Genomic DNA, 20,236 nt, shown 5'->3' with positions numbered 1-20,236 from the left:
CCGTGGCCCTGGCCGAATTTCTTGCCGATCTCGATTCGCTCGGCGCCGCCGCAGCGGGCGCCTTCGCTAGCGCCGGTGACGCCGCTGCGCTCGAAGCGGCGCGCGTGGAGTTCCTGGGGGCCAAGTCGGGCCGACTCAAGGACGTCCAGGCTGGACTGGGCAAGGTCGACAAGGCCGACAAGCCCGCGGCTGGCAAACGCTTCAACGAAGTCAAGCAGGCAATCGAGGCGGCGTTCGCCGCGGCTCAAGAGCGACAACAGTCGGGCGGCGCTTCGGCCGCCCGCGAGGCCTTCGACGTCACCCTTCCCGGCCGGGCGGTGCGATTGGGGCGTTTGCACCCCGTCACGCAGACGATCGCCGAGATGAAGGACATCATGGGCCGGCTCGGCTTCACGGCGGTCGAGGGGCCCGAGATCGAAGACGACTGGCACAACTTCGAGGCGCTCAACATCCCGCGCTCGCACCCGGCGCGCGACCCGCTCGACAATTTCTACTTAGTCTCCGGCGAATCGCCGGGGGCAAAGCGGGGGGGCGCAATACCGCTGCTGTTGCGTTCCCAGACCTCGACCGTGCAAATCCGCGTGATGGAGAGCACGCCTCCGCCCGTGCGGATTATCTCGCTGGGGCGCGTCTATCGACCCGATACGGCCGACGCGACGCATTACCCCATGTTTCACCAGATCGAGGGGTTGTTGGTCGATCGCGGCGTCACGATGGCCGATTTGAAAAGCGTGCTGCGGCTTTTTTGCCAAAGCTACTTCGGCAGCGGCGCGTCGGGGGGACAGGACGTGCATGTGCGGTTCCGGCCGTCGTTCTTCCCGTTCACCGAGCCGAGCGTCGAGGTCGACATGAGCTGGACCAACGCCGCCGGCGAGCAGGGTTGGCTCGAAATGGGGGGCGCCGGCATGGTCGACCCCAACGTGTTGCGGGCCGTCGGCTACGACCCCGAGGAGGTCACCGGCTTCGCTTTCGGCCTGGGGGTCGAACGGATCTGCATGCGCCAACACGGCATCACCGACATCCGCGCCCTCTACGAAAACGACGTGCGGTTCTTGGAGCAGTTTTGAAATCTGGCGCCAAGTCGCAAAGACGCCAAGTGCTCGCAGTCGTCTTGCGAATGGGACTTGGCGAACTCGCTTTGCGACTTAGCGCCTTTGCGCGAGTCTACCCATGATCGTTTCGCTCGAGTGGCTCAAAGAGTACGTCGCGCTCCCGATGTCGGTCGACGATTTGACCGAACGGCTGATGTTCGCGGGGCTCAATCTCGAGTCGGTGTCGCCGATCGGCGACGACACGGCGGTCGACCTCGAAGTCACCAGCAACCGCCCCGATTGTCTAGGGCATATTGGGATCGCCCGCGAGACCGCGGTGTTGTTTGGCAAAGGTCTAAGCATACCCGCGGCTGTTCCGCAAGCGAACGGCAAGCCCGTTTCGCAGATCGCGTCGGTCACGATTGATGCGCCGGAGTTGTGCGGCCAGTACACGGCCCGCGTGCTTCGCGGGGTGAAGATCGGCCCCAGTCCTGCATGGCTCGCCGACCGCTTGCGCACCCTCGGCATAGCGGTCATCAACAATGTCGTCGACGTCACGAATTACGTGATGATGGAATGCGGCCAGCCGCTCCACGCGTTCGACTTCGCTAAGCTTGCCGGCGGCAAGATCATCGTCCGCGCCTCGCGGCCGGGCGAAAAGTTCCTGGCGATCAACCATCAGGAATACGAACTCCCCGCCGGAACGTGCGTCATCGCCGACGGCGCACGGGCGATCGCCCTTGCCGGCGTGATGGGGGGAGCCGAGACCGAGGTTTCCGAATCGACGGTCGACGTGTTGATCGAGTCGGGCGACTTCGAGTGCATGAGCGTCCGCGGCACGGCTCGGGCGCTCAATCTCCACAGTCCGTCGTCCTATCGGTTCGAGCGCGGCGTCGACCCGGCTGGCGTCGACTGGGCCAGTCGCCGGGCATGCGAACTCATCCTGGAACTTGCCGGCGGCGAACTGTGCGAAGGCGTGATCGACGTCGGCGCCAAGCGGCCCGAGCGGCCCGTCGTCAAACTGCGATTCGAGCAAATTCCTCGCGTCCTTGGCATCGACGTGCCTGCCGAGGAAGTGCAGAGGATTCTCGTTGCGCTCGGGTGCGAGGAAACCCATGCGTGCGGCCATTGCGTCAAGGTCGTCCCGCCGAGTTGGCGCGCCGACCTGACGCGCGAGATCGATCTCATCGAAGAAGTCGCGCGGATTCACGGCTACGACAAGATCCCGGAGGACGCCGGGGTGAAAATGGCCGCGTCGACCCGCACTCGCGTCGACCGCGTGCTCGACAAAGTGCGCGGGGTGATGGTCGCAGCGGGATTCAACGAGGCGTATACGCTGAGCGCGGTCGACGCCGCTTGGTCCGGCGCGTTTCGCCCCTGGTCGACGGCCGAACCGCTGGCGGCGTCGACGCCCGTGCTGCGGCGGGCGGATCGGCTCCGGCAAACGCTTGTGCCAAGCCTGCTGGCCGCTCGTCGACACAACGAGAAACTGTCGAACCCGGTCATCGAACTGTTCGAGATCGCCAAGGCGTACCTGCCCCAGCCCGGCGCCCTGCCCCGCGAACTCCGAATGCTCAGCGTGACGACCGGGGGAGACTTTCTCGCCGCCAAGGGGATCGTCGAGGCCGTCGTTCACGCGGTCGCCCCGAATATGGAGTTCGCCATTGAACCGGCCGCGCTGCCGCTGCTCGATCCGGTCCGGCAATGCCTCGTCGTCAGCGACAGCGAGCCGCTGGGCGTCATCGGCGAGGTCAGCGCCGCGGGACGTCAGCAGTTCGAGCTCCGCAATCCCGCGACCGTGTTCGAGCTGAATCTGGAAGCGTTAATCGCGGCGGCTCAGCTTCGCGCGACGACGACGCCGCTCTCCCCGTATCCCCCCGTGGGGCGGGACCTGAATATCGTCGTCGATGAAGCGGTTCGCTGGTCGGCAGTGGAAGCGATCACCCGCGCAGTCGGCGGCGAGTTCGTCGAGACGATCGCCTACCAGGAAACCTACCGCGACGAAAAACGTCTCGGACCCGGCAAGAAAAGCCTGCTGTTCCGCGTGCAGCTTCGCTCCTCCAGCGGCACGCTCACCAACGAGGAAGCCGACGGGGTGCGCGACTGGATCGTCGCGGCGCTGGGCCGGCAGGTCGGCGGGGCCCTGCGGGCGTAGTTCGGCGGGAGTTCCCGCGGCGGTCTGCAGCGATCAACTCCGCTGTGCGATCACGACACATCCGCCGCGAGCGGTTCGCCGCTCGTGGCTTCTTCGGCCGGCGCCTGCGGACCGCGTGGCCGGGGTCATGGCGCAGAAAAGCCCCCAGATTGGGATTTGGCGACTCGTCGCTCGGCAAGCCAAGCCGACGACGACGCCAACGATGTTCCCAGCGCTTCGCAAGCGCGGATTGGTCCGGCGTTTGCACCCTGGACACTCGTCGGGCGCTCCGTGACGAGTTGTCCGGCGGCCCTCGTCGAGGAGCTTGTCATGCCCTACGAACAAGTCGGAACGGTGCTGGCGAACGTCCGGCTATTTCACCAGCGCGAATCGGAACTCTTCCACAGACTCGCTGAGCGAATGACGCAACCGCGGGCCAAGCTTGTGCTCGATGCGATGAGCCAGCACGAGCGGAGGCTCGCCGAAGCCCTCGGCGAATACCTCGCCGCGGCTCCGAACCAAGTGCTGGGGACGTGGGTGCAGTTGCGCTCCGGCTCCGGCGATTCGTTGACGCTGCCCGAGCCGCAGCTCGCCCCCGATTCGGCCGTCGAAGATCTGCTGCAACTGGGGATCGAACTTGACGAGCAACTCGCAACCGTACTGCAGGACTGCGCGGATTGCTGCGAACCGGAACGAGTCCGGCAAATTCTGCAGTCGTTCGTCGACCAGCAAAAACAGGAGGAACGGCTCCTCGCCCGCCAAACGATGCGCAGCTTCGACTTGTAGCGGGATGTTGTCACAGGGACTGGCGCGCGGACGAACCGCAGTCGCCCGCCGCAAGCGGCGTTCCCTAGTCACGCCCGTCCCCGCTTCACCGGTGATCGCGGACGAGCGTCGCTCAGCATAATTCAATCTGCGAGCTTCGCCCGTTGGCGGTCACGACCAACTTCCCCTCGCGGGCCAGCCAGCCCACCGCCGCCATCGTCAAATCCGCCGAACACCCGCTCGCCTTCTTGAGCGCGGCCACGCTCAGCCCCCCGTTTGCATCGAGCGCTTGCCAAACGGCCCCCGCGGCGTGCCCGATCTCCTCGATCGACAAGGCCGGCGCCTTCTCAGCGGTCGCGGCGGACGAAGCGGAAGTGGTCGCAACGGGCTTCTTGGTCGCGACGGGTTTCTTGGTCGCGACGGGCTTGGCGATCGCTTTCGGCGAGGGGGGCGCCGCGTCAGCGGCGGCTTTCTTCTTGGCCATGGCTGGTGAATCTCCTGCTATCGCTGGGGGAAGCACGATCGTGGGCATCGCTCGCCGCCGCGAAGGCCGATGATACCCGAATCGCCGGCCCCGATCCAATCGACCCCGCCGGCGCGACGCAAACTCGCTAATTCGGCCGAAATCGGCTCATTTCCCGCCCGCGAGGCGCCGGATATAATGCCATGCTGCGCATCGCCCGGGTACGCGTCCTCACCGGCGCCGGCCCGAGCGATCGTCGCTCCCGGGGGCGAACAGGTTTCGACCGGATAGGCGAAGCGTAAGCGGCGTGCCGTGGTTGATCAGTGGGCCACGTTAAAAGCTGATCACAACCTTCAATTGCCGAAGGTTCCTACGCTTTGGCTGCCTAGTTAAATAGGCATCCCGGGCCAGGGGCTGATGTTGGATCGGCCCGGACGCCCGTCACCAATTCCAACTAGTCGTCGGTCACCGCCAGGTACGCCGACGGCGAATCAAAGTTCCCGGCTAGTTCGCGACGAGCCCTGTCGGCGAGGCGCGTCGCGAGCGAAACCAAATCTCGCCGAACACGCACGTAGAAGTTTACGCGGAGATATCTCGGCACGCGGGTTCGATTCCCGCCGCCTCCACTAACCAGGCGAGTCAAACCGCCTCAACGCCTTTTGGGCCCGCCGGCACATGCCAGCGGGCCCATTGCGTTTCGCCCCGGTGTGGCGGGGTTTTCGCTGTGTGGCGCCGAGTGCGTCGCGGAGATCGCGTGATACACCTCTCCGCCCGGGAGTCCCCAAGAGTCTCAAAACGCCCCGAAAGTCTCAAATCGACGTGATACGCCCCCTGTGTATCCCGCCGCCGCAACCGCAGCGATTGCAAGACGTTACGCGATCGTCGCGAAACGGGAGTTTTACCGGGGATCACTTGTCTTTGAGCAGGTGCAATACGTCTCCCACGCGTCAAAGGGACTTCACTGGGGGATTCGATGCGGCGCGCGCCCGGCCCGCAACAGCTGAAGCGTTGCGGGCGCGCAGTTGTTTCGAGCGGCCCGAACCTTCTCAGCGACTCAGTCCGCCGCCACTTTGCCCGCGGTGATGTTCACCGACGCAGCTTCGAGCCTCGGCAAATAGACGGCGGCTGGGCACGCCGACGCTGCGGAGGAAAGTGCGAAACTGCACGAGGTGTGTCATTGAAAGGGACACCTCTGTGAGTTGGCATCGGACGCAACTCAACGCAGGTGGTCCAACCGCTGCAGCGAGGAGATGCGTCGAATTGCAGGCGGTAGTGCGACCGCAGCGATTTTACTCTGCCAAACCTTGCTCGATTCCGGCTGGGCCACTTGGTTTTTTCGGCTCTCTTGCGTCTTCACGCGACCGGTTCTCCCTGTGGACCGAGTAGCACAGCGAGGGTACTCGACGCAGTACGATTCCTTGAACGTTGCAGAATCTGCCGCTGCGAGTGAGAATAGTACAGTGAATGTTCTACTCCAGCTTCGCCGTCAACGCCGCGATCAATGCTCGATGTGAAGTCGCCGGCAAAGAATCTATTGACTCGGACCAAAACATGCATCGCCTTCGACTTTTACAGAATGGAAGCGACTGGCGGTATACTGCGTTGCCTATCATCGTCGCCGTGATGCTCGCCCCGCGGGTCCCGGCCGCCGCCGTTATCTCCGGCGACATCGTGCCGTCGTTACCTTGGGACGCGACTACAACCGCCAGAATCGGGGCTTCCGGCGACGGAACGCTAACCGTTGACGGAGGTAGTCAGCTCGTATCCAAGTCAGGCACACTCGGTTCTAGCGTCGGTTCGACGGGTACAGCGACAATTACTGGTACTGGTGCCACGTGGACCAACAATTCAGAGCTCCGTGTCGGTCTTTCTGGGCAAGGAGCACTCCAAGTAGAAGCGGGGGGGCTCGTCAGTGACACATATGGCTTCCTGGGATACGATTCAGGCTCGTTAGGTACGGCGACGATCACCGGCACCGGGTCCGAGTGGACGAGTAGTTCCGCCCTTTTCGTTGGCTACCTTGGAAGTGGCATGCTAACGGTCGAGAACGGAGGGCACGTCACTGCCGGCACTCTCTACGCATCGCTGAGCGATCTTCACGGCAATGGTACGATTGCAGCCACCACTGGTGCGATCCTCGACGCCTACTTGCAGTTTGACGCCGCGCAGGCAGTCGTTGAGTTTGGCTCAGGAGGCACGCTGACGGTGACGGGAGCAGGTGGCGGCTTGGGTGCGGGTTACAAAGGCATCGGAAGTTTGTCAATTCTCAACGGAGTGTCGGTCGTCGGTTCGAGCGGCTACTTGGGTTTCTACACTGGTTCGACGGGCACGGCGACGATCTCTGGAGCTGGTTCCGAGTGGACCAGCAGTTCAGAGCTCCGTGTCGGTCTTTCTGGGCAAGGAGCACTGCAGGTAGAAGCCGGAGGGCAAGTTAGCGACACCGGAGGCTACCTAGGTTACAACGCTGGTTCGACGGGCATTGCGACCGTCACAGGCGCGGGGGCGAAGTGGAACAGCAGTTCATATCTCACTGTGGGACGTTCTGGCAGTGGTACGCTCCACGTCGAGTCGGGGGGGCAAGTTAATAGCTACTCTGGCAAAGTAGGCTTCCAGTCCGGCTCGAACGGTACTGCGACTATCACGGGAGCCGGCTCTTCGTGGAACAACGATATTTGGCTCTATATTGGCGATGCCGGCAGTGGCGAGCTAAACGTGGAAGCGGGAGGGCTAGTCACAAATGTCGCTGGCTTTTTGGGCAACGCGTCGAATTCGATAGGCACGGCGAAGATCACCGGCGTCGGGTCTAGCTGGGCCAACGATGGAGATCTCTACGTTGGACGGTTCGGCAGCGGCGAGCTGCGCGTCGAATTGGGTGCATTGGTCAGCGTGCGGGGGACGCTCACGATCGATTTTAACGGCGACGGAGACAGCTCCGTCAATTTATCAACGGGAGGAATGCTCGCTCTCTGGGGGGACGCCGACGACTCGCCCTTGCAGTTCCTCGATTTGGTCGCCGGCACGGATTTGATTCGCTACTGGGACGCGGACCTCGTCGAATGGGTGCCGCTGACCGCCGGCACTCTCGGCATTGACTACCACTTACAATATCAAGACATCGGCGACCTGGCCGGTTTCACGCTGCTTACCGTCGGAACGCTGCCGCACCCTGGCGACTTCAATTTCGACGGCGATGTCGATGGTGCTGATTTTTTGGCTTGGCAACGCGGGAGTTCGCCGACACCGAACAGCCCCGAGGACCTCGCGTTGTGGCGGGCGAACTTTGGCGTCGACTCGGCGACACCTGGTACGGCGGCTGTCCCCGAGCCTGGTACGATAGCCTTGGCGGGTCTCGTGTTAACAACCCTGCTGCTGCAGTGCCTGATCAACCGCAGATGTTCGACGATCCATTAGCCTTCCGCCGTGAGGTACAAATATTCGCGCTGCCAAGACCCACCGAGAATCCCAGGCTGAAATCACCCTCAACCACCCCGAAACAGCCCTTCCAATGTCGCTGCCCAACTACTAATGACACCGCCGAAGCCAGCCCTGAAGAGAGAAGCGAGCGATGCGCGCAGCTGGGCCGTTCGCTCGCGGCTTGGCAAGCGTCAACAAGATAGCGAATCGAGCGCGCCCTCAAGCCGCGCGTCGCTCGTACCGTTTGAGCACTCCGCCGAGTTCTTCGAAGCAGACGATCTCTTCGCCAGGGGCGAGCGGGTCGTCGATCTCGGGCCAACTGCCGGTGAGAGGCCGGTTGCCGATGCTGGATCCTTGGTGCGGACGGAATCCGTTGTAATGGCTCAAATAGGAAGAGACCAAGAAGTCGAAGTGCTTCTTGCCGAATACGATAAAGTGATTGAGACACTCATCGCCAATCGACCTCACCCACCGCTCGATGAAGGCGTTCTGATTCGGCGCCTGCGGCGCCGTCCGGATGACGCGGCACTGGGCGTCCTTAAAGACCTGGTCAAACTCCTTGACGTACATCCCGTCGCGGTCGCGGATGAGGTAGCGCATCTCCAACCCCGCTTCCCGGGCCTGCTCGACGGCGGCGTGGGCCTGACCGACCATCCACTTCCCGCCGGGCGCGAAGCTGCAGGGCGAACAGAACACCCGCCGCGTCCCGACGTGCAGGAACGACAGCACAAACGCCTGCCGCAGGCCCGTCGGCGTCCAGATCATCTTGTTGAAGAAGTCGACCTGCCAGAGCGAGTCGACGTGGGCCTTGAGAAACTCATTCCAGGTCCCGCTGCCCGGCCCGCGGTTCGGCCCCGGCTTCACTCCCGCTTCCTTGAGGATGTTCTTCACGGTCCCGACCGAGACGGAGCGGATGGTGAGTTTTCGCAACTCGCCGACAATCCGAGCGTAGCCCCAGGAAGTCTCCTTGGCGATCCGGATGATGATCTCCTTCACAGATTCTACCGTCTTGGGGCGGCCCATCTTCCGAGCGGGCCTGCCGAGGTTCTTCTCGCGAATCCATCGCTGGTAGGTCCGCTGGTGAACGACCGTCACGAGCTTCGAAGCGCCGGGGCCGATGGCCGTGCCGAGTTTCACGAGCAAGTCCCGCTCTTCCTTGGCCAGGAAGATCCGCTTCTTGGGGACCCGCTTTCTGAGAATCTCATTCTCGGCCTTGAGCAGCTCCACCTGCCGGCGCAGCTCGTTCTCAGTGCAGCGTGCCAAGTAGAAAATGAACGGTGCAAACCAGCCGGTCATCGGTTACAAAGCCTGGACAAACGGGAAGAATCGGGGGCGACAATCTTTTTGCACCCCTGCTGTGTGCGGGGGAAATCCTGCCATCCTAATTCCCGCCATCTCGACATCAACTTGGACAGGAGATCGACCTCGCACCCCGCCCGTCTGGCAGCCCTCTGAGATCGCGGCCGCGCGTCCAAAGGGCGAGAGACCCTGGAAAACCAGGGCTTTTCTCACAGAGACCCAAGTGAGACCAGTTGCGAGTCCATCCCGCCGCCTCCACTGACGGAGTTTTCGAACCCGTCTCAAAGCAACACAGGCCCGCCGATCACATCGGCGGGCCTGTGGCGTTTTCACTCTGCATATGCAGGATTTTCGGTGCCGGACTTCGACCTGTGGCACCTGAAGAAGGTCAATCCGCAGTCGATGGTTCACCTCACCGAAAAGCCGGTTGAGCTGGCCGTGCGCGCCATTCAGTACTCGGCCGTGCTCCAGCGGACGGGCGAATCGCCGATCCCGATGAAGCCGCGCGAGGAGCAGATGCGATGAACATGCTCAGCATCTCAGCACGCCGGGAAGAACAATCAGGGCGCGTCAGCGAAGTCGCGTGACGTGTCGGATGTGCTTCGCCAGCGGCGTCGAGGCCAACGCATTGAAGAACCGGTCGTCGGCGGTGATCAAGCGGCAATGGCGCTCCAGGGCGAGCGCCAAGTAGGTGCAGTCGTAAACGGTGCGATCGGTGGCGATCGCCAGTTCCAGGGCGGAGGCGAGCAGCGGTTGGACGTCCGCAACCTGCAGCGGCATCCGTCCGAGGTCGCTGGACAACTCGATGGCCTCGTCGGCGGCGAGTTCCCCGCGTCGCACCCGCTTCCAGATCATGTTGCCGACTTCGCACCAGAGCAGCGACGGAACGACGAGCTCATACCGCGAGGAGAGGAAGCGTCTCGCCTCGGCTGCATGGACTTCCGGGAAGAACCACTTGGCGACGACGCTGGCGTCGACCACGAGCGTCGTCATCGCTGGCGGTCCTCGCGGATCAGTTCCACGCTGTCGGTGAACGGACGATCGGCCAGACGGCGCTGCCAGCCGCCGATAACGCGGCGCGCGTCCTCGACGGAAAACCCGGCGGCGGTCTCCAGGATGGATCGCGCCTCGCTCTCCAGGGAGCGTCCGTGCGATGCGGCGCGATCTTTCAATCGCGTCACGACGTCGTCTTCAAGTCCGCGAACGAGAATCTGGCCCACGGCGGAACTCCTTATGCCGTATGCGTGCAGGGGAAAGTGATATCACAATGTTAGCATCTCGCGACGCCCGCGGCAACGTCGCCCGCCGTGGGGTGCAAATAGTCGCGTCGCCGGAAACCTCCGCCAATCCCAGCCTGAAATCCCCCTCAAGCACCCCGGAACGGCCCTCTCAATTGTCGCCGCCCAAGCCCCAATGACTTCGCCGAAGGCACTGCAAACGAGAAAGCCGAGAGATGCGCGCAGCGTCGCCGTTTGCTCATGGCATGGCGAGCGTGGCCAAGAAGGCGAGTCGAGCACGACCTCACGCCGCGCGTCGCTCATACCGTTTAAGGACCCCGCCAAGCGATACGATGCAAACGACCTGCTCGCCGGCGGCGAGCGGCTCGTCGATCTTGGACCACTTTCCGGCGAGCGGTTTGTTGTCGATGCCCTCGCCCTGGTGCGGCCTGAATCCGTTGTAATGGCTCAAGTAGGAAGAGACCAAGAAGTCGAAATGCTTCTTGCCGAAGACAAGAAAGTGGTTGAGGCACTCGTCGCCGATCGACCTCACCCACCGCTCGATGAACGCATTTTGATTGGGCGCCTGGGGCGCCGTCCGGATGACCCGGCACCGTCTGGGCAGCGCAGCCCAGACGGTGTGCGCACCAGGGGGCAAACCGACCATTTCTGACGACTTGAACCCTTCGACGCCGTGGAGCGCGATGCGCACAAAAAGCCAGAAACCCTTGTCGCCACAAGAGTTTCTGGCTTCAACGCGAGGTAGCGGAGGAGGGATTCGAACCCCCGACACGCGGATTATGATTCCGCTGCTCTAACCGACTGAGCTACTCCGCCGCGGGATGTCGCACGGTCCCGTGCACTTGCGGGGGCGACCGAGCGTGGTGCGAGGTTGCGAACGGGCCGTCCGCCGGTCCTGTCTCCAGGCGGCTAGAAGGCCTCGTTCGGCGGGCCTTCGATCTTACGAGCGAGCCCGATAGGTGTCAATCGAGCGCCGCTCGCGGGAGAATTGGCTCGCCATGCAGACTTTCGGCGGGAACGATTGCCGGGGCTGCTGGTACGCTTTACGCTGGATTTCAGGGGAAGATCCGTCGGGCCGCGGAGGCGTTCGTCGGGGCGAGCGGCGAGACGGTCGTCGGTTCGACCGCCTTGGCGGCCATGTCGTGGGAAGCGAACGCATGTCGAGCAGCCGGCAAGTCAGTTCTCTCCGCCGGAGGGGCGCGGCGGTCGTTTGGGGCGCAGCCCTGGCGACGATGGTTGCGGCTGCTCGGGGGGACGAAGTCGCCGGGCCGTCGGCAGTCCCGTCCGCTGCCCCCGAGCCCGACGATCGCGGTTCGAGACCTGTGCGACTGAACACCGTGGGCTACTTGCCCGACGCCGCGAAGCTAGCCAGCTTCCCCGGCGAGGCGGCCCCGTTTCGGGTCGTCCGCACGACCGACGAGCGAACGGTGCTCGCGGGACAGTCGAGCGTCGCGGTGCTCAACAACGACACCGGCGAGCGGCTCTCCACGGTCAATTTCTCGGAACTTGCCGAAAGCGGCGTCTATCGCGTTCACGTCGAGGGGATCGGCGCCTCGCCGGAGTTTTGCATCGACCGGTCGGCGTATAACGCGCCGTTCTACACGGTGATGCGAGGCATGACCTTGTGGCGGTGCGGTGCGGCCGTGTCGGGTCGCCATCGGGGCGAGACGTTCGCCCATGCCGCGTGCCATCAGCAAGATGCGAAGGCCGAGGTTGCCGGCCAAGCCGGCGTCGTGAAGGACGGCGCCGGCGGCTGGCACGACGCGGGGGACTACAACAAGTACGTCGTCAACGCCGGAGTGACGGTCGGGATGATGCTTCAGGCGTGGGATCATTTCGGCGATCGGCTGGCGGGGCTCGCGCTCGACGTCCCCGAGTCGGGCGACGAGGTCCCCGATTATCTCGACGAGATTCGCTGGGAGCTGGACTGGGTGCTCACATGCCAACAGGCGGACGGCAGCGTACTGCACAAGCTGTCGACAAAGGCGTTCGGCCCGTTCATTCCGCCCGAGGAGGAGACCACGCCGCGGTTCTTCGCCCCGTGTAGCAGTGCGGCGACGGCCGATCTGGCGGCGCTTGGGGCGTGGGCCAGTCGGGCGTTCGCCCCGTACGACGCCGAGTTCGCCGCCCGATGCCTTGCTGCGGCGCGCGCGAGTCACCGGTTTCTCGCTCGCAGCCCCGAGAACCGCCCGGCGGATCTCACGGGCTTCTCGACGGGCACGTATCAGACCGACGACGCCGACGACCGCCTGTGGGCCGCGGTCGAACTGTGGCGCACGACTGGCGAGGAGGCGTACCTGCGGGAAGCGGAGGAGCGGATTGGCGCCCTGGCCGACCGCGCCGGGCCGGAGGGCTCGGTCGTCGATTTTGACTGGGACTGGAGCAACGTCCGCAACCTGGGGCTCTACGGTTACGCTCTGTCGGACCGACCCGAACGAGACCCGCGGCTGGTCGAGCGCGTGCGGCGGGACGTGGTGCGAACGGCCGACGAATTGGCGGCCCGCAGTCTCGCCCACGGTTACGGGCGTCCCCTGGGCGAGCGTTACTACTGGGGCTGCAACGGCGGCGTCGCCCGCACGGCGCTGACGCTGGAAGCGGCCCGTCGCATTGCTCCCGACCCCCGTTACCGCGCGGCGCAGTTGCGGTCGCTCGACTATCTGTTCGGCCGCAATTACTATGGGCGCTGCTTCGTCACGGGGTTGGGGTTCGACCCGCCGCGCCGCCCGCACGACCGTCGCAACAGCATCGGCGGCGCCAATCGCCCCTGGCCCGGGTATCTCGTCGGCGGCGGCTGGCCGAAGGCGACCGATTGGCGGGACGAGGAAGCGAACTATCGGACGAACGAGATTGCGATCAACTGGAACGGAGCGCTTGTCTACGCATTGGCTCCGCTGGTCGAGCCCGACACGTTCGACCTCGCGCGAGCGAACAAGTAGCGGATCGCCTCGGCCGCGACTCCTCGGGAACGCCCGCTCTCATCGGCGCCGCATCAGGCTATGAAGCTCCACTGGGTCGACCTCGCGGTGCTGATCGCCTATCTGACGACGATGGTCGTCGTGGGGCTGGTCGTCAAACGCCGGGCCCGACTGGGAATGAGCCACTACTTCCTCGGCGCCAACAAGCTGCCGTGGTGGGCCTTGAGCATGTCGAACGCCGCGTCGATGTTCGACATCTCGGGGACGATGTGGCTGGTCTATTTGCTGTTCGCCTACGGCCTGAAAAGCGTGTTCATGCCCTGGCTGTGGCCGGTGTTCAACCAGGTGTTCCTGATGGTCTACCTGTCGGCATGGCTGCGGCGTTCGGGGGCGCTCACCGGCGGCGATTGGATCACCCTCCGCTTCGGCTCCGACCTGGGGGCCGAGGCGTCGCGGATCAGCGTCGTGCTGTTCGCCCTGGTCAGCGTCGTCGGCTTCACCGGGTACGCATTCGTCGGGCTGTCGAAATTCGCGGCCGAGTTTCTCCCTGCCGGCATTCCTCCCGACAGCTACGCGCTGATGCTGATCGCCGTGACCACGCTGTACACGTCGCTCGGAGGGCTGTACAGCGTGGTGATTACCGATCTCATCCAATTCACCATCATGGTTTGCTGCAGCTTGGCCTTGGCGTGGCTGGCCGTCACGCAGGTCGCCCCCGACCAACTCGCCGCGGCGACCCCGGCGGGCTGGGACGAGATCGCCTTCTCCTGGCAACTCGACCTGCGCTGGTCCGACCTGCTGCCGGCGGTGCAGGACCGCATCGACGACGACGGCTTCGAGATGTTCGGCGCCTTCTTCCTGATGATGGTCTTTAAGGGAGTGTTGGTCAGCGCCGCGGGGCCGGCGCCCAATTACGACATGCAGCGGATCCTCGCTGCGCGGTCGCCCCGCGAAGCCTCCTTGGTCAGCGGCATGGTGTCGGTCGTTTTGTTCATCCCCCGGTACCTGATGATCGCCGGCATCACGGTGCTGGCCTTGGTGCGATTGGGGCCGCAAGTCACCGCCGGCGACAAGCTCGACTTGGAAGCCGTGTTGCCGATCGTGATCCGCGACTTCGTTCCGATTGGCCTGACCGGCCTGATGATCGCCGGATTGATCGCCGCGTTCATGTCCACGTTCGCCGGCACGGTGAACTCCGCGGCCGCATACCTGGTCAACGACGTCTACCGCCGGTACTGGAACCCCGGCGGGACCGAGCGGCAGTACATTCGCGCCAGCTACGTCGCGTCGCTCGCGTTGGTGGTCGTCGGCTGCGCGGCCGGACGCCTGACCCCGTCGGTCAGCAAGGCGACCGAGTGGATCGTCGCCGCCTTGTGGGGCGGTTATGCGGCGCCGAACGTCCTGAAGTGGTACTGGTGGCGGATGAACGGTCACGGATACTTCTGGGGGATGACGACCGGACTGGCCGGCGCCGTGACGCTGTTGGCGTTCCCGGCCGTCAAGCCGCTGCAGGCGTTTCCGCTGCTGCTGGCGATCTCCGCCGCCGGTTCCGTCGCAGGCAGTCTGGCCACCCATCGGCAAACGCCCGCCGTACTCCACGAGTTCTACCGCCGCACTCGTCCATGGGGCCTGTGGAAGCCGGTCGCACAGGCCACGATCGCCGCCGATCCTTCGTTCGTCCCCAACCGCGCGCTGCCGCGCGACCTGTTCAACGTGGCGGTCGGCATCGTTTGGCAAACGTCGCTGATCGCGATGCCGATCTACGCGGTCATTCAACAGTGGCATCACGCAGCGATCGCGCTGGCCGTGACCGTCGGCGCCACGGCGATTCTCAAGCGAACATGGTACGACCGCCTCAGCGAGCGGGAATTCCAGTCGGCCGAGCCCGTGCTCGACGCGATCGAAACAGGGGCGTCATAGTACGCATCGCGTCTACTTGAGCTGGACGCGGCGGCGAAGACTCAAAGGTCGAGCCTGAAGAGCATGCCGAAGGACGCCCGACCGCGGATCCGGAAAATTGTCAACGAACTGAATCAGATAGACCGCCTCCCGGTCGCTGATCGTGAGCATGCAACGCGCTGTTGCGTCGTGGAATCTCGCGCAACAAAGTCTGTCGAAGCAAGAACGATCGCGCTGTCCCCGTTTGCCGACGGTGTGCGCCGGCCCTCGGATCGCACGCTGGCATGGGCCGCAATCGCACAGCCAGGTTCGTGACGTCTCCGCAGGCGGATCCCGCGCTGAATCAATGATCGCCTTGAGCGAAGCGGGACGATACTATCCGCAATCGACTCCGTCGCGAGCAGGATTGCCGGACGGAAGGAAAGTTCCCTGCTCCGTTCATGGCGCGGCCGGCGAACAGCCTCGACAGGTCCCTCATGACGACCATCATGGTCATCGCGTTGACGGTTGCTTTGCTGGAGACGTTCCTGCTGGGGTGTCAGGCGTGGGAGCACCGGCGTCGCGCTCGGCGACGGTTGGCGTCTCCGCCCTGCGCCCCCCCGGCGGGACAAATCGCCCTGATCGCCCCTTGCAAGGGTTGCGATCTCGAGCTCCGCGAGAATCTGCAGTCGCTGTTCGCGCAGCGCAACGTTGATTACCAGATCGCGTTCGTCGTCGAAGACGTTCGCGATCAAGCGGTCCCCGTCATCGACGATCTGATCCGCCGGCATCGCGGCGTGGAAGCGACGATCGTTTTCGCCGGCCGGTCGCGCGGGGCTTGTCAAAAGGTTCACAACCTGTTGGCCGGCGTGGCGAACCTCCCGCCTGCGGTGACGACGCTGGCGTTCGTCGATTCCGACGCTCGTCCCGGGGCCGATTGGCTCCGTTCCCTCGTCCAACGACTTGCGCAGCCCGGCGTCGGGGCGGCGACCGGCTATCGCTGGTTCCTGCCGCGCCGACCGACGCTCGCGAATTACCTGCTTTACAGCATCAACGCGACTGCCGCTTCGCTCTACACGCCCAAGTCGTTTCAGCCGATCTGGGGAGGGAGTTGGGCGATGCGCCGCGATCTGTTCGAACAGCTCGACGTCGCAGCGGCGTGGCGCGACAAGCTCACCGACGACTTGGTCGTCACCAATGTCGTCCAGTCGGCCGGCCTGCATGTCGAATTCGAGCCCGCCTGCATGATCGCCTCGCCGGTCGACATGACGCCGCGGGAGACGTTCGCCTTTCTCCGCCGGCAGTATCTCATCGGCCGGCATTACGTCCGCCGGTGGTGGACGCTTGCGCTTGTGGCTGGCGTCATGTCGGTCGCGGCGTTCTGGGGATCCTTGGCGATCGGCTTGGTCGCGCTCGCGACGGGAAACGCCTGGGGGGGAGCCACGGTGGGCGTCGCCGCAGCTTGGTACGCCATCAACGCCGCGAAGGCAGCGCTGCGAACCGATCTGGCCGCGATGTATTTTCCCCGCCGGTTCGACGAGATGAGCGGCGCGACCCGCTGCGATCCGTGGCTTGCGCCGCTGTCCGCCCTCGTGAATTGGCTGGCGATCGTCAGCACGATCGGCGCTCGCCGTACGACTTGGCGGGGGATTGCCTATCAGTTGCTCCCCGCGGGACGCACGGCAATCCTGGCGCGGGACGACGAGACGCCTGTCGTCCTCGCGTTGCAACCGGCAGGCGCGCACGCGGCAACTTGCGACGAGTCCGCCGAGAGCGCCGTCCGACCGAACGCAGGGACTGGCCGCCCCCGGCGCGCCGCCTGACACGACGCTGACAAGGAGGGGACCATGAAAGTCGTACTCTGGGACTCGCACTCGCGCCACGTCACCAAGGATTTCGGCGGCGGATTCGGCATGGGGGCCTACCACGGCCTGGGAGGCTTCCGCGGCCGGTGGCTGCGGCGGCGGTATCTGCGTGATCGCCGACCGGTTGCGCTGGCGTACGCCTGCCTGGCGGCGATCTTTGCGAGGCTCGGGCACTCCGTCGAGTACGTCGTCGACGCCGTCCCCGCGGGGGCCGACGCCTATCTGTTTCACCCCGCGTTGGCGACGCTCGATCTGGAATTGCAGGCCATGGCGGCGATCCGGGCCGCCGAGCCCCGCGCGACGCTCGTCGTCACAGGGCCGGTGGCCTACGCCATGCCCGAGCAGTTCGCGGTCGTCGGGGCGACCGTCGTCCGCGGCGAGCCGGAGCAACTCCTGTGGCGGTGGGACGAAGTCGTCGCCCACGGCCCGGGGCCGGTCGATCTCGGCATGATCGCCGATTTGGACGCCCTCCCGTTTCCCGACTGGTCGCCGTTTCGACCGCGGGGATTTCGCATCGGGTACGACTTCACCCGCTTTCCGACCGCACTGATCCAGCGGAGTCGCGGCTGCGTCTTCACCTGCAATTACTGCCCGTACATTCTCATGGAGAATCGTACGCGGTTCCGCTCCGCCGAGGCGGTCGTCGAGGAAATCCGCTACGGGATGAAGACGTGGGGCTTTCGATCGTTCAAATTTCGCGATCCGCTGTTCGGGCTCAATTGGCGCGACGTGACGGGGCTAATCGAGGGGATCGCCCGACTGCCGCAGAAGATCCAATTCTCGATCGAGACGCGAATCGATCTCATGCGACGGACTCGGCTCCGCGACTTGCGCGACGTGGGGCTGACGAGCGTCACGGTCGGGGTGGAGACCCCCAGCGAAACGACCCTCCGCAATTACAAGCGAAAGCCGATCGCCGACGACCGTCAGCACCAATTCCTCGAGACCTGCCGCCAACTCGGCGTGCGGACTGCGGCGGGGTTTATGATCGGGTTCCCCAGCGATACGCGAGAGTCGATCTTGAGCGTTCTGCGGTACGCGAAACGGCTCAACCCGACCTATGCGAACTTCAACATCGTCACCCCCTATCCCGGCACTCCGTTTTACGACGAGTCGTCTGCAGCCCGCACGTCGGCGCCGTGGCGCCGTTACGACATGTACACCCCAGTGCTGGCTTACGAGCATCTGACGGCCGACGAGGTGCACCAGCTGCACGCCAAATGCTTCACCAGCTACTACACGCGCTGGCCGTATCTGTTCGCCAACGCCCACCTGCTGTGGCCGAAGCTGCAATGGCTCGGGGTCGGACGAAGCTACCGGCGAGCGGCGGTCGCTTGGTACGACGAACAAGAACCGTCTTGCACCCCTGCGACCGAGCAGACTCTACGCCACGTCGCTTAGCAGTGAACGTTGCATCCGGGGCGGCTTACGGTCGATGGCAGGTTGGAGGCGTTCGACTTTCATCATTCAACGGTGCAGGGGGAAGCTGGGGCAAGCGGCCTGAGAAATGTGCGACTTGAGGCGAGGAATTGGCAGGGCGACTATTTGGACGACGTCACTCCGCATTCACTGTCGCGGCGGGCGAACCGCCTGAACCCTCGCAATCGTTCAAGACCTCTCGCACCCTGGCGGCCCGGCGTCGGCAGGGTGCGTTTGCGTCATGCCTTTCTGTTTCCCGACCCGCGGGGTTCCCGTCGCCGCCGACTTGGCGGCGAACCTCCTCGCCGAGGAACTGCCCCCCTGTGAGGCCGGGGGCAGTTCTTGGCTATCGGAGAGACGCAACCGTACTGCAGTCGGACTTGCCTGTTGTCGGGAACGGGACGCGATCCGGGGCGCCCTCGACCAACTCGTTCCCGCTGCCGCAGCCTCGAAGAGACCGGCGCATGCGATTGACGCCAGGACGACTGCAGCCGGCGACAATCCCAAAGCACCGCGGAAACCCATGAGGCGACGCGGGGAGGCTTGGTTTCATGCCCTCATCCGACTCGCGCTGGGCGATTTCTGCGCCGGAGGGGGCACTTTTCGAATGCCATTCCCAGGCGAGGCGAATTGTTTTTCTCACGGCCTTGACCCGAAAAATCTGACTGATCGGCCCTGGTAATCGGCCGTAAGTTCTTGCGAGCGCGGCGAATCCCGCCTAGAATGCAGCCACAGTCTACTGGCATCTCAGTTAGACGCTACCTCTTCCCGGCCAATTCTCTTCCGTCACTTGGTATGCCAATCACTCGACGAACGGCGCTCGTCCACGGTCTAGCCGCCACCTGTTTGGCTGGGTGCGGCAACCCGCTCAAGGGATCGAGCGAATCGACGATCGGGCTTTCCTTCGAGACGCTGCAGACCGAGTACTGGGAGACGAGTTTTCGGATCTTTCTTCAGGAATTGAGGAAGCAGGGGCAGGCTGCCCTGGAAGCCGTGGCGGACGGGGACGCCAGTCGGCAACTCGACCAAGTGCTGGCTTTCATCCGCCGCGGAGCGAGCGGGATTATTGTGGCGCCGAAAGACTCCACCACGGCCGTGCCGCTGGTCAAGCATGCGAATCGTGCGGGGGTTCCCATTGTTTTTTACAACCGGCCGCCAGCTGAAAATGCGGGACGGTACACGGCGGTATTGGCCGACAACGCGGCGATCGCCGAGACCACCGTGACTCACATGGCCGAACTCGCCCGCGCGCGCGGAATCCGAACGCAAGCGATGATCCTGCTGGGAGATTTGGGCGACATGAACGCCGTGGGGCGTCGCGACGGATTCGACGCGGCGCTGAAGCCACACGCCGATGCGATCGAAGTCGTCGCCCGCGTGCCGACGGATTGGAATCAAGAGAAGGCCCAAGCAGGCGCAACCGCTGCGCTGGCGGCGAATCCGGGAATCAACTTCATTTTCAGTTCGTCGGACTTCTTGTTCCCGTCGCTTGTTTCGGCCCTGCGTTCAGTCGGCAAATACCACAGGATCGGCCATCCCGAGCATGTCATCTTGGGAGGGTTCGACGGCGACTCGACCGCGTACCGAATGCTCGTCGACGGGTACCTCGATGCGGACGGCGTGCAAGATCTGTATTTCGAGTGCGCCGAGTCGGTGGCGGCGATCTTGAACTTCGACTCTGATCGCGACGCGGCCACGCTCATTCGCGACGAGGGTTTCGTAGCCCACCAGCGCAACCTCGACCAACTCAAAACGAGGATGTGGGGGGCCAGTTCAGCCTGATCGACGACCCGCCGTCTCTCAGGGGGTTCCATC

The 20,236-nt window shown here is 64.3% G+C and carries 15 protein-coding genes, 1 tRNA gene and 1 other RNA gene; 11 read left to right on the top strand and 6 right to left on the bottom strand.

Features of this window, described 5'->3' with window-relative positions; all coding sequences use genetic code 11:
• The first annotated feature begins 2 nt into the window (after positions 1 to 2).
• The 3 genes from pheS to KF688_11205 all read left to right on the top strand — a co-directional run bounded on the left by pheS (position 3) and on the right by KF688_11205 (position 3,951).
• Positions 3 to 1,067 carry a phenylalanine--tRNA ligase subunit alpha gene (gene pheS, locus KF688_11215; GenBank protein ID MBX3426239.1) on the top strand — a complete coding sequence of 355 codons (1,065 nt, stop codon included), beginning with the start codon at positions 3 to 5 and terminating at the stop codon, positions 1,065 to 1,067.
• 103 nt (positions 1,068 to 1,170) lie between these two features.
• Positions 1,171 to 3,186 (top strand): phenylalanine--tRNA ligase subunit beta, encoded by a 2,016-nt coding sequence (gene pheT / locus KF688_11210; GenBank protein MBX3426238.1) that lies wholly within the window; start codon positions 1,171 to 1,173, stop codon positions 3,184 to 3,186.
• Between the two features lie 309 nt (positions 3,187 to 3,495).
• On the top strand, positions 3,496 to 3,951 hold the full coding sequence (locus tag KF688_11205) for a hypothetical protein (protein ID MBX3426237.1): 456 nt from the start codon (positions 3,496 to 3,498) through the stop codon (positions 3,949 to 3,951).
• A gap of 112 nt (positions 3,952 to 4,063) precedes the next feature.
• On the opposite strand, the gene KF688_11200 is transcribed toward KF688_11205, so the two are convergent.
• Positions 4,064 to 4,414, bottom strand: a complete 351-nt coding sequence (locus tag KF688_11200) for a winged helix-turn-helix domain-containing protein (GenBank protein ID MBX3426236.1) — start codon at positions 4,412 to 4,414, stop codon at positions 4,064 to 4,066.
• A gap of 243 nt (positions 4,415 to 4,657) precedes the next feature.
• Here KF688_11200 and ssrA point away from each other — a divergent pair.
• Both ssrA and KF688_11190 read left to right on the top strand, forming a co-directional pair.
• Positions 4,658 to 5,022, top strand: a transfer-messenger RNA (tmRNA) gene (gene ssrA / locus KF688_11195).
• An 835-nt stretch (positions 5,023 to 5,857) separates the two neighbouring features.
• Entirely contained in the window at positions 5,858 to 7,804 is a 1,947-nt protein-coding gene (locus tag KF688_11190; protein MBX3426235.1) for a PEP-CTERM sorting domain-containing protein, read from the top strand.
• Positions 7,805 to 8,026: 222 nt separating this feature from the next.
• On the opposite strand, the gene KF688_11185 is transcribed toward KF688_11190, so the two are convergent.
• Positions 8,027 to 9,103, bottom strand: a complete 1,077-nt coding sequence (locus KF688_11185) for a DDE-type integrase/transposase/recombinase (GenBank protein MBX3426234.1) — start codon at positions 9,101 to 9,103, stop codon at positions 8,027 to 8,029.
• Between the two features lie 357 nt (positions 9,104 to 9,460).
• Here KF688_11185 and KF688_11180 point away from each other — a divergent pair, with 357 nt between their 5' ends.
• A complete protein-coding gene (locus tag KF688_11180) occupies positions 9,461 to 9,631 on the top strand; it encodes a hypothetical protein (GenBank protein MBX3426233.1) in 171 nt (56 codons plus the stop codon).
• A 45-nt stretch (positions 9,632 to 9,676) separates the two neighbouring features.
• Here the strand turns inward: KF688_11180 and KF688_11175 are convergent, their stop codons facing one another.
• The 4 genes from KF688_11175 to KF688_11160 all read right to left on the bottom strand — a co-directional run bounded on the left by KF688_11175 (position 9,677) and on the right by KF688_11160 (position 11,160).
• Positions 9,677 to 10,099, bottom strand: a complete 423-nt coding sequence (locus KF688_11175) for a type II toxin-antitoxin system VapC family toxin (GenBank protein MBX3426232.1) — start codon at positions 10,097 to 10,099, stop codon at positions 9,677 to 9,679.
• Positions 10,096 to 10,326 (bottom strand): hypothetical protein, encoded by a 231-nt coding sequence (locus KF688_11170; protein MBX3426231.1) that lies wholly within the window; start codon positions 10,324 to 10,326, stop codon positions 10,096 to 10,098. The genes KF688_11175 and KF688_11170 overlap by 4 nt, the downstream gene beginning before the upstream one ends.
• A gap of 301 nt (positions 10,327 to 10,627) precedes the next feature.
• Positions 10,628 to 10,990, bottom strand: coding sequence for an integrase core domain-containing protein (locus KF688_11165; GenBank protein MBX3426230.1), 363 nt, complete (start codon positions 10,988 to 10,990; stop codon positions 10,628 to 10,630).
• Positions 10,991 to 11,086: 96 nt separating this feature from the next.
• Positions 11,087 to 11,160 (bottom strand) — tRNA-Met (locus KF688_11160).
• Between the two features lie 521 nt (positions 11,161 to 11,681).
• Here KF688_11160 and KF688_11155 point away from each other — a divergent pair.
• From KF688_11155 to KF688_11135, 5 genes are all read left to right on the top strand, one after another.
• Entirely contained in the window at positions 11,682 to 13,280 is a 1,599-nt protein-coding gene (locus KF688_11155; protein MBX3426229.1) for a glycoside hydrolase family 9 protein, read from the top strand.
• 60 nt (positions 13,281 to 13,340) lie between these two features.
• Positions 13,341 to 15,179, top strand: a complete 1,839-nt coding sequence (locus tag KF688_11150) for a Na+:solute symporter (GenBank protein MBX3426228.1) — start codon at positions 13,341 to 13,343, stop codon at positions 15,177 to 15,179.
• 455 nt (positions 15,180 to 15,634) lie between these two features.
• Positions 15,635 to 16,960: a glycosyltransferase gene (locus KF688_11145; protein ID MBX3426227.1), complete on the top strand. Its 1,326-nt coding sequence runs from the start codon at positions 15,635 to 15,637 to the stop codon at positions 16,958 to 16,960.
• 24 nt (positions 16,961 to 16,984) lie between these two features.
• Positions 16,985 to 18,403, top strand: a complete 1,419-nt coding sequence (locus tag KF688_11140; GenBank protein ID MBX3426226.1) for a radical SAM protein — start codon at positions 16,985 to 16,987, stop codon at positions 18,401 to 18,403.
• Positions 18,404 to 19,216: 813 nt separating this feature from the next.
• Positions 19,217 to 20,203 carry a sugar ABC transporter substrate-binding protein gene (locus KF688_11135; protein ID MBX3426225.1) on the top strand — a complete coding sequence of 329 codons (987 nt, stop codon included), beginning with the start codon at positions 19,217 to 19,219 and terminating at the stop codon, positions 20,201 to 20,203.
• Positions 20,204 to 20,236 lie beyond the last annotated feature (33 nt).

Source organism: Pirellulales bacterium (assembly GCA_019636345.1).
In the GTDB taxonomy this organism is placed as follows: Bacteria; Planctomycetota; Planctomycetia; order Pirellulales; family Lacipirellulaceae.
Note: the sequence above shows the minus strand (reverse complement) of the source record. Positions and strands in the feature narration are given on the sequence as shown.